This window comes from Micrococcus sp. HMSC31B01 (assembly GCF_001816085.1).
Taxonomy (GTDB): Bacteria; Actinomycetota; Actinomycetes; order Actinomycetales; family Micrococcaceae; genus Micrococcus; species Micrococcus luteus.
Window position 1 is genome coordinate 1 of the sequence record NZ_KV825479.1, and the last position, 8683, is coordinate 8683.

An 8683-nucleotide genomic window follows, 5' to 3' on the forward strand; every position below is an offset into this window, starting at 1 on the left:
GGACCCTCGTCGGGGAGCCGCTGGTGCTCGCCGCCGTGGCCGACGGCATGGGCGGGCACGAGGCCGGCGAGGTGGCCTCGGCCGCCGCGATCGAGACCCTGCGCCGCCGCGCCCCCGAGGTGCTCGCCCCGGGCACGGCCCACACGCCCCAGGAGCTCGGCCACCTGATCCACGAGGCGGACGCCGCCGTCGTCGAGGCCGGGCTGGGGCGCTCCGGCACCACCCTGACCGTCCTGGCCTGCCTGGACACGGAGCGCGGCCGCTGGGCCGTGGCGAACGTCGGCGACTCCCGGGTGTACCTGCGGCCCGTCGGCTCGCCGGTGCTCCAGCAGCTCACGGTGGACCACTCGGCGGTGCAGATGCTCGTCGACGCGGGGGAGCTCACCCCCGCCGAAGCCCGCGTCCACCCGCGCCGCAACGTCATCACCCGCGCGCTCGGCTCGCGCGAGGCGCTCACGGTGGACGTGGCCGAGGTCCCCCTCGCCTCCGGGGACCTCGTCCTGCTGTGCAGCGACGGCCTGACCGGCGAGCTGCTGGACGAGGAGATCCGCGCGCTGATCGACGACGCCGACACCCTCGAGGACGCCCTCGAGAAGCTCATCGGCGCCGCCCTGTGGCGCGGCGGCCGGGACAACATCACGGCGGTGCTCGTGCGCATCCCCTGACCCGGGTGCGCCGTCCGGGACGCCGACTACGCTGGGCCGGGTGAGCACCCCCAAGGAATCCGCCGCCCAGCCCGATCCGCAGGACATCCCCGCCGCGGACCTGCGGGAGGAGTACGAGGACCTCGTGGAGCGGGTCCGCGCCGCCCGGACCGCCTACTACCAGCGGGACGCCCCGGAGATCTCGGACGCCGAGTACGACGCGCTGTACCGCCGCCTCGAGGACCTCGAGGCCCTGCACCCCGAGCTCGTGGCCAACGACTCGCCCACCCAGGAGGTCGGCGGCGAGGTCTCGGAGGCGTTCGCCCCCGTCCGGCACGGGGCCCGCATGTACTCGCTCGAGGACCTGTTCTCCGTCGAGGAGCTCGAGGTCTGGTTCCGCCGCGCGGCGCAGGCCCTGACGCAGGTGCGACCGGGCGTGGCGCCCCGCTGGCTCGTGGAGGTGAAGATCGACGGGCTCGCCGTCGCCCTGCGCTACCGGGACGGGCGGCTCGTGCAGGCCGCCACCCGCGGCGACGGCGTCACGGGCGAGGACGTCACCGCCAACGTGCGCACCATCGGGGACATCCCGCACGAGCTCTCCGGCGAGGGCTGGCCCGCCGAGTTCGAGGTGCGCGGCGAGGTGTTCATGTCCTCCGCCGCCTTCGCCGAGCTCAACGCGCGTCGTGCCGAGGAGGGTCAGACGCCGTTCGCGAACCCGCGCAACGCCGCCGCCGGCGCCCTGCGTCAGAAGGACCCGGCCGTCACCGCGCAGCGCCCGCTGGCCATGTTCGTGCACGGCATCGGCTCGGTCGAGGCGTTCGGACTGGAGTCCCAGCACGAGGTGTACGACGCGCTCGCGGGCTGGGGCCTGCCCGTGAGCCCCTACACCCGCGTGGTGGAGGGTGCGGACGAGGAGGCGTTGGCCGCCGTCGTCGCGGTGATCGAGGAGTACGGCCGGCGCCGGCACGAGCTGATCCACGAGATCGACGGCATCGTGCTGAAGGCGGACGCGTTCGCGGACCAGCGCTACCTCGGCCACACCTCCCGCGTGCCCCGCTGGGCCGCGGCGTACAAGTACCCGCCGGAGGAGGTGCACACGCTGCTGCGGGACATCGCGGTCTCGGTGGGCCGCACCGGACGGGTGACCCCGTTCGCGGTGATGGAGCCGGTCACCGTGGCCGGGTCCACCGTCTCCCTGGCCACCCTGCACAACCAGGACGTGGTCAAGGCCAAGGGCGTGCTGATCGGGGACACCGTGGTGGTGCGCAAGGCCGGGGACGTGATCCCCGAGGTCGTGGGCCCCGTGCTGCCGCTGCGCGAGAAGGCGATCGAGGCGGGCCGGGAGCTGCGCGAGTTCGTCATGCCCACGCACTGCCCCTCGTGCGGCACGCCGCTGGCCCCGGCCAAGGAGGGGGACGTGGACCTGCGCTGCCCCAACGCCCGCTCCTGCCCGGCCCAGCTGGCCGGTCGCGTCGAGCACCTGGCCAGCCGCGGCGCGTTCGACGTGGAGGCGCTCGGCGAGGAGGCAGCCCGCTGGCTCGTCCAGGGCCCCGGCGAGGACCCGGCCGAGCACGACGGACACGTGCGGCCCGAGGGCCCGGGCCCCATCACGGCGGAGGCGCAGATCTTCGACCTCGCCTCCGGCACGCCGGAGGAGATCACGGGCCCCCGCGGCGAGGACGGGCTGACGGACCTGCAGCGCTCCCTCGGCGCGGTGCGCGTGTGGCGCGAGGGCCGCACGAAAGTGGACGGCCGCATGGTGCCCTCGGGCGTGTTCACGCTCAAGCCGTACTTCTTCACCGCCGGCACCGCGAAGAGGCCGTCCGCGCCCACGGCCAACACGCTGCGCCTGTTCGACGAGCTCGAGAAGGCCAAGTCCCAGCCGCTGTGGCGCACCCTCGTGGCGCTGTCCATCCGGCACGTGGGCCCGACGGCGGCCCGCTCGTTGGCCACGGCGTTCGGCTCGATGGCGGCGCTGCGCGCGGCGGCAGAGGCCGGCGACCGGGACCGGCTGGCCGAGATCGACGGCGTCGGCCCGATCATCGCGGACGCGCTCATCGAGTGGTTCGCCGAGGACTGGCACCGGGAGATCGTGGACCGGTGGGCCGCGGCGGGCGTGGTCATGGAGGACGAGCAGGACGAGTCCACCCCGCGCACGCTCGAGGGCCTGACCGTGGTGGTCACCGGCTCGCTCGAGGGCTTCTCCCGCGACTCCGCGAAGGAGGCGATCCTCGTGCGCGGCGGCAAGGCCTCCGGGTCCGTGTCCAAGAAGACCGACTTCCTGGTGGCCGGCGAGGCCGCCGGCTCCAAGCTGGACAAGGCGCAGTCCCTCGGTGTGCCCGTGCTGGACGAGGCCGGGTTCACGGCGCTGCTGGCCGGTGGCCCGGACGCCGTGCGCCCGGCGGGCACGGACGACGCCACCGACGACGCCGCAGAGGGGGAGGCCTCGGCATGAGCGCGCGCACCACGGTCCCGGGCCTGCTCGTGGTCGCCAAGGCCGCCGCGCGCGCCGGCGCGGACGTCCTGGCCCGGCGCTGGACCGGTCACCACCCGGCCGTCCCGCTGGGCATCGAGGAGATCGGCGCGCAGACGAAGTCCTCCGGCTCCGACTGGGTCACCGACTACGACCGCCGCGCCGAGCAGGCCGTCCGGGAGGTCGTCGCCGGCTACCGCCCCTCGGACGAGATCACCGGCGAGGAGTACGGCGCCACCCGTCCGGCCGAGCCGTCCGGGTACCGCTGGTCCATCGACCCGCTGGATGGCACCACGAACTTCGTGCGCGGGCTTCCGCAGTTCTGCACCTCGGTGGCCGTCACCGGCCCGGTGGACGCCGAGACCGCCGATCTGCTGGGGGTGGCCGAGGGCACCGAACGCTGGCTGGCCGGCGTCGTGGCGGCACCCGCGCTGGGGCGCACCTGGTTCGCGAGCGCGGGCCGGGGCGCCTTCAGCACCGCGGACGCGACGACGGCGGGCGTGGACCTGCCCGACCGCGATGCCGCCCCCGTGCGGCTCACCGGTCCCCTGCCCGGACGCTCGGGGCGACTGCTCGCCACCGGCTTCGGCTACGACCCCGCCCGCCGGGCCCTGCAGGTGCGGGCGCTCGCGGCCCTGCTGCCCGCGTTCGGGGACGTGCGACGGATCGGCTCGGCGGCGCTGGACCTGTGCATGGTCGCCGACGGCACCCTGGACGCGTACGCCGAGTTCGGCACGCAGGAGTACGACTGGGCCGCCGGCGCGTTGGTGGCGGAGGAGGCCGGCGTCGCGGTGACGCGGCCCGCCTCGGCGGACGGCACGGCACATCCCGACTGGATGGTGGCCGGCGACGTGGACGCGGCCGCCCTGGCCGCCGTGACGGGGGAGAGGGCATGAGGCGGATCGTCGGAGACCCGTGGTTCTACCCGGTCCTGTTCGTGGCCGGCGGACTGACGTTCATGATCGCGGGGACGCGCCTGCAGCAGGTCGGCATGATCGTGGCCGGGCTCGTCCTGGCCGGCTACGCGGTCACGTACCGGTGGGCGGTCCGGGTCCGCTCGCGGCCGTTCGCCGGCGCGCAGGCGCACGTCGAGCGCGGCGGCGTCGTCGTGTTCTGGCGGCCGGGCTGTTCGTTCACGAGGCGGCTGGTCACGGAACTGACGGCGCAGGAGCGGGAGCGCGCCTACTGGGTGAACATCTGGCAGGAGCCGGCGGCCGCGACGTTCCTCGAAGGGCTGCACGAGGCGCGCGACGGCCACCCCCACCAGGCCGTGCCCACCGCCTGGCTGCGCCGGCGCGACTACGTCGTGGCCACGGACGCGACCCGCGCCCGCCTGAAGGACACGCTGCGCCAGCACGCCGGAGGCGACGCATGAGCGCCCTCGTCCGCCCGCTGCGCCCCGAGGACCACGAGGCGGTCGCCGAGCTCACCCTGGCGTCCTATGTCGACGGCGGCCACATCGCCCCCGACGACGCCTACGTGAAGACCCTCATGGACGTGGCCGACCGGGCCGGCCGCGCGGAGGTGCTCGTGGCCGAGGTCGACGGCGAGGTGGCCGGGTCAGTGGTGCTCACCCCGCCCGGCTCGCCCCTGGCCGAGACCTCCGGCGACGGGGAGTACGAGTTCCGCATGCTCGCCGTGCACCCGCGGTTCCACCGCCGCGGGGTGGGCGGCGCCCTGCTGGCCGAGATCGTGGCGCGGGCCCGCGCCGAGAAGGGCGTGGACGCCGTCGTGCTGACCACCATGCCCTCCATGACCGACGCCCACCGGATGTACGAGCGCGCCGGCTTCGTGCGCGTCCCGGAGCGGGACTGGTTCCTCGCGGACGTGGTGCCGGACCTCGACCCGGCCGACGAGACCGGCCCGTTCCTCGTCTACCGGCTCGCGCTGGACTGACCCCGGGCGGGACATCGGCACCGGGACCCCATTCGGGGCGGGAAATCCCTGTCATGCGGGCCCGGAGCGCCGCGGTGGGGTGGATCTCCCGCCTCGAAGCGGTGGCGGCGGCCGGGCAGGCCCCGGCACTAGACTCGATTCCGATGTGGCCGCCGCCGCGCCGGCGTCGTCCACCCCGCCCCGACCCGTCACACGAGGAGATCCATGCCTGAGATCACCCGGGATCAGGTGGAGCATCTGGCTCGCCTGGCCCACATCCGGATGACCGACGAGGAGCTGGACACGATGTCCGGCGACCTGGAGAAGATCCTGGAGCACGTCTCCGCGGTCCAGGCCGCCGCGGGCGACGACGTGACGCCGACGTCCCACCCCATCGCGTTGGAGAACGTGTTCCGCGAGGACGTGCCGGCCGGCATGCTCACGCAGGAGGAGGCCCTCGACCAGGCGCCGGACTCCGAGGACGGCCAGTTCAAGGTCCCCGCCATCCTGGACGGAGAGTGATCACCCCCATGACCGAGACGTTCGACGTGAACGCGACCCTCGGCGCCGACGAGCTCGTCCGGCTCACCGCGCTGCAGATGGCCGAGCGCCTGCGCGCCGGCACCACCACCTCCGTGGAGCTCGTCCAGGCCCACCTGGACCGCATCGCGGCCCACGACGGCGACGTGCGCGCCGACGCCGACGGCGACCGCGGCGTGCGCGCCTACCTCCACGTGAACACGGACGAGGCCCTCGCCGTCGCCGCCGAGGTGGACGCGATCCGCGCCGCCGGCGGCCCCGAGGCCGACGCCCTGCACCCGCTGGCCGGCGTGCCCGTGGCCGTGAAGGACAACATCGTCACCCGCGGGCAGCCGACCACGGCCGCCTCCCGCATGCTCGAGGGCTGGCTCAGCCCGTACGACGCCACGGTGGTGGCCCGCCTCCGCGAGGCCCGCCTGCCGATCCTCGGCAAGACCAACCTCGACGAGTTCGCGATGGGCGGCTCCACCGAGCACTCCGCGTTCGGCATCACCCGCAACCCGTGGGACGGGGACCGCGTGCCCGGCGGCTCGGGCGGCGGGTCGGCGGCCGCCGTCGCCGCCTTCCTGGCCCCCTTCGCCCTCGGCTCGGACACCGGCGGCTCCGTCCGTGAGCCCGCCGCGTTCACCGGCACGGTCGGCGTGAAGCCCACCTACGGCGCCGTCTCCCGCTACGGCCTGATCGCGATGGCCTCCTCACTGGACCAGATCGGCCCCGCCGCCCGCACCGTGGCCGACGCCGCGGCGCTGCAGCAGGTCATCGGCGGCCCCGACCCGCAGGACTCCACGTCCCTGGCCGACGCGCCGGCGGACCTGACCGCCGCTGCCCGCGGCCGCGATCTGGCGGGGCTGCGCGTCGGCGTCGTGACGGACCTGCCGGCGGAGGCGTTCCACCCGGGCATCCGAGCCGGTTTCGACGAGCACGTCGCGGCCCTGCGGGAGGCCGGCGCGGAGATCGTGGAGGTCTCCTGCCCGAGCTTCGACGCCGCCCTCGGCGCGTACTACCTGATCATGCCCTCGGAGGCCTCCTCCAACCTGGCCCGCTTCGACGGCGTCCGCTACGGCCACCGCGTGGTGCCCGACGGCGGCGGCACGATCGAGCAGGTCATGGGCGCCACCCGCGCCGCCGGCTTCGGCGCCGAGGTCAAGCGCCGCATCATGCTGGGCACCTACGCGCTGTCCGCCGGCTACTACGACGCCTACTACGGCTCCGCGCAGAAGGTCCGCACGCTCGTGCAGGAGGACTTCGCCCGCGCCTTCGAGCAGGTGGACGTCATCCTCACGCCCACCGCGCCGACCCCGGCGTTCGAGCTGGGCGCGAAGACGGACGACCCGATGACCATGTACGTCAACGACCTGGCCACCATCCCGGCCAACCTCGCAGGCATCCCGGGCATGTCCGTGCCGGGCGGCGTCGTCGACGGGCTGCCCTACGGCCTGCAGCTGATGGCCCCGGCGCGCGAGGACGCCCGCCTGTACGAGGCCGGCGCCGCGCTCGAACGCCTCGTGGCCCAGCGCCGGGGCGGGCCGGTGTGGGCCGAGGCCCCCGAGCTGGAGAAGGGCGCGCAGCGCGCCACCACCGCGACCACGGCAGGAGGCCGGGCATGAGCCACGCAGAACAGACCATGGACTTCGCGGAGGCGATGGAGCGCTTCGACCCGGTGCTGGGCTTCGAGGTGCACGTGGAGCTGAACACCGCCACGAAGATCTTCTCCTCGGCGCCCAACGCGTTCGGCGATGAGCCGAACACCAACGTGACCCCGCTCGACCTCGGCCTGCCGGGCACCCTGCCGGTGCTCAACCGCGAGGTCGTGGAGTACGCGATCCGCCTGGGCGTGGCCCTGGACGCGCAGGTGGCCGAGACCTGCCGGTTCGCGCGGAAGAACTACTTCTACCCGGACACGCCGAAGAACTTCCAGACCTCCCAGTACGACGAGCCGATCGTCTTCGACGGCCACCTGGACGTCGAGCTGGAGGACGGTGAGGTCTTCCGCGTGGAGATCGAGCGCGCGCACCTCGAGGACGACGCCGGCAAGCTCACCCACGTGGGCGGCTCCGGACGGATCCAGGGCGCCTCCGCGTCCCTCGTCGACTACAACCGTGCGGGCGTGCCGCTCATCGAGATCGTCACCAAGCCGATCGTCGGCGCCGGCGCGCGGGCCCCCGAGCTGGCCCGCGCCTACGTCACCGCGATCCGGGACATCGTGCAGGCCATCGACATCTCCGACGCGCGGATGGAGCGCGGCAACGTCCGCTGCGATGCGAACGTCTCGCTGATGCCCAAGGGCGCCACCGAGTTCGGCACCCGCACCGAGACGAAGAACGTGAACTCCACGCGCGCCGTGCAGCACGCGGTCACCCACGAGATCCAGCGCCAGGCCGCGGTGCTCGCCGCGGGCGGCACCGTGACGCAGGAGACCCGCCACTGGCACGAGGACACCCGCAGCACCACCTCGGGTCGCCCGAAGTCGGACGCGGACGACTACCGGTACTTCCCCGAGCCGGACCTCGTGCCCGTGCACGTGGACGCCGCGTGGGTCGAGCGCGTGCGCGCGGCCATGCCCGAGTTGCCGGCCGTGCGGAACAAGCGGCTCAAGGCCGAGTGGGGCTTCTCGGACGAGGAGTTCCGCGACGTCGTCAACGCCGGCGTCCTGGACGAGATCGTCGCGACCGTGGAGGCCGGCGCCTCCGCGGCGGCCGCCCGCAAGTGGTGGATGGGCGAGATCGCCCGCCTGGCGAACGCCCGTGAGGTCGCCGTCGCCGAGCTGGGGATCACCCCGGCGCACGTGGTGGAGGTCGAGGAGCTGATCGCCGCGAAGACGATCAACGACAAGATCGCCAAGCAGGTGCTCGGCCTGGTGGCCGACGGCGAGGGCGCCCCCAAGGAGGTCGTCTCGGCGAAGGGCCTGGCCGTGGTGTCCGATGACGGCGCGCTCACCGAGGCCGTCGACGCCGCGATCGCCGCCAACCCGGACGTGGCCGAGAAGATCAAGGGCGGCAAGATGGCCGCCGTCGGTGCCCTGATCGGCCCGGTCATGAAGGCCACCCGCGGGCAGGCCGACGCCGGCCGGGTGCGGGAGATCGTGCTGGAGCGCCTGGGCGTGTCCTGACGACCGCGCGGGCCCTCAGCCGCCCAGGGCGGTGAGGGCCCG

8 protein-coding genes are annotated in these 8683 nt (G+C 74.3%); all 8 read left to right on the top strand.

Translation table 11 applies throughout. The features are described from left to right. Positions 1 to 665 (top strand): PP2C family protein-serine/threonine phosphatase (locus HMPREF3105_RS12485; protein ID WP_070709913.1); only part of this gene is annotated, 665 nt, incomplete at its 5' end. 40 nt (positions 666 to 705) lie between these two features. Continuing rightward, positions 706 to 3099: an NAD-dependent DNA ligase LigA gene (ligA, locus tag HMPREF3105_RS12490; RefSeq protein WP_070709915.1), complete on the top strand. Its 2394-nt coding sequence runs from the start codon at positions 706 to 708 to the stop codon at positions 3097 to 3099. Further along, complete coding sequence (locus HMPREF3105_RS12495; RefSeq protein WP_070709917.1) at positions 3096 to 4013, top strand: inositol monophosphatase family protein; 918 nt, start codon at positions 3096 to 3098, stop codon at positions 4011 to 4013. Before ligA ends, HMPREF3105_RS12495 begins: the two co-directional genes overlap by 4 nt. Beyond that, positions 4010 to 4492 (top strand): hypothetical protein, encoded by a 483-nt coding sequence (locus HMPREF3105_RS12500; RefSeq protein ID WP_070709919.1) that lies wholly within the window; start codon positions 4010 to 4012, stop codon positions 4490 to 4492. Before HMPREF3105_RS12495 ends, HMPREF3105_RS12500 begins: the two co-directional genes overlap by 4 nt. Continuing rightward, the gene (locus tag HMPREF3105_RS12505) at positions 4489 to 5013 is read left to right on the top strand and encodes a GNAT family N-acetyltransferase (RefSeq protein WP_070709921.1); all 525 of its coding nucleotides are present in this window, start codon (positions 4489 to 4491) and stop codon (positions 5011 to 5013) included. Before HMPREF3105_RS12500 ends, HMPREF3105_RS12505 begins: the two co-directional genes overlap by 4 nt. Before the next feature lie 204 nt (positions 5014 to 5217). Continuing rightward, positions 5218 to 5514, top strand: a complete 297-nt coding sequence (gatC, locus tag HMPREF3105_RS12510) for an Asp-tRNA(Asn)/Glu-tRNA(Gln) amidotransferase subunit GatC (protein WP_002854348.1) — start codon at positions 5218 to 5220, stop codon at positions 5512 to 5514. Positions 5515 to 5522: 8 nt separating this feature from the next. Further along, complete coding sequence (gene gatA / locus HMPREF3105_RS12515; protein WP_180971849.1) at positions 5523 to 7139, top strand: Asp-tRNA(Asn)/Glu-tRNA(Gln) amidotransferase subunit GatA; 1617 nt, start codon at positions 5523 to 5525, stop codon at positions 7137 to 7139. Next, entirely contained in the window at positions 7136 to 8641 is a 1506-nt protein-coding gene (gatB, locus tag HMPREF3105_RS12520; RefSeq protein ID WP_060973929.1) for an Asp-tRNA(Asn)/Glu-tRNA(Gln) amidotransferase subunit GatB, read from the top strand. Before gatA ends, gatB begins: the two co-directional genes overlap by 4 nt. Positions 8642 to 8683: the final 42 nt, after the last annotated feature.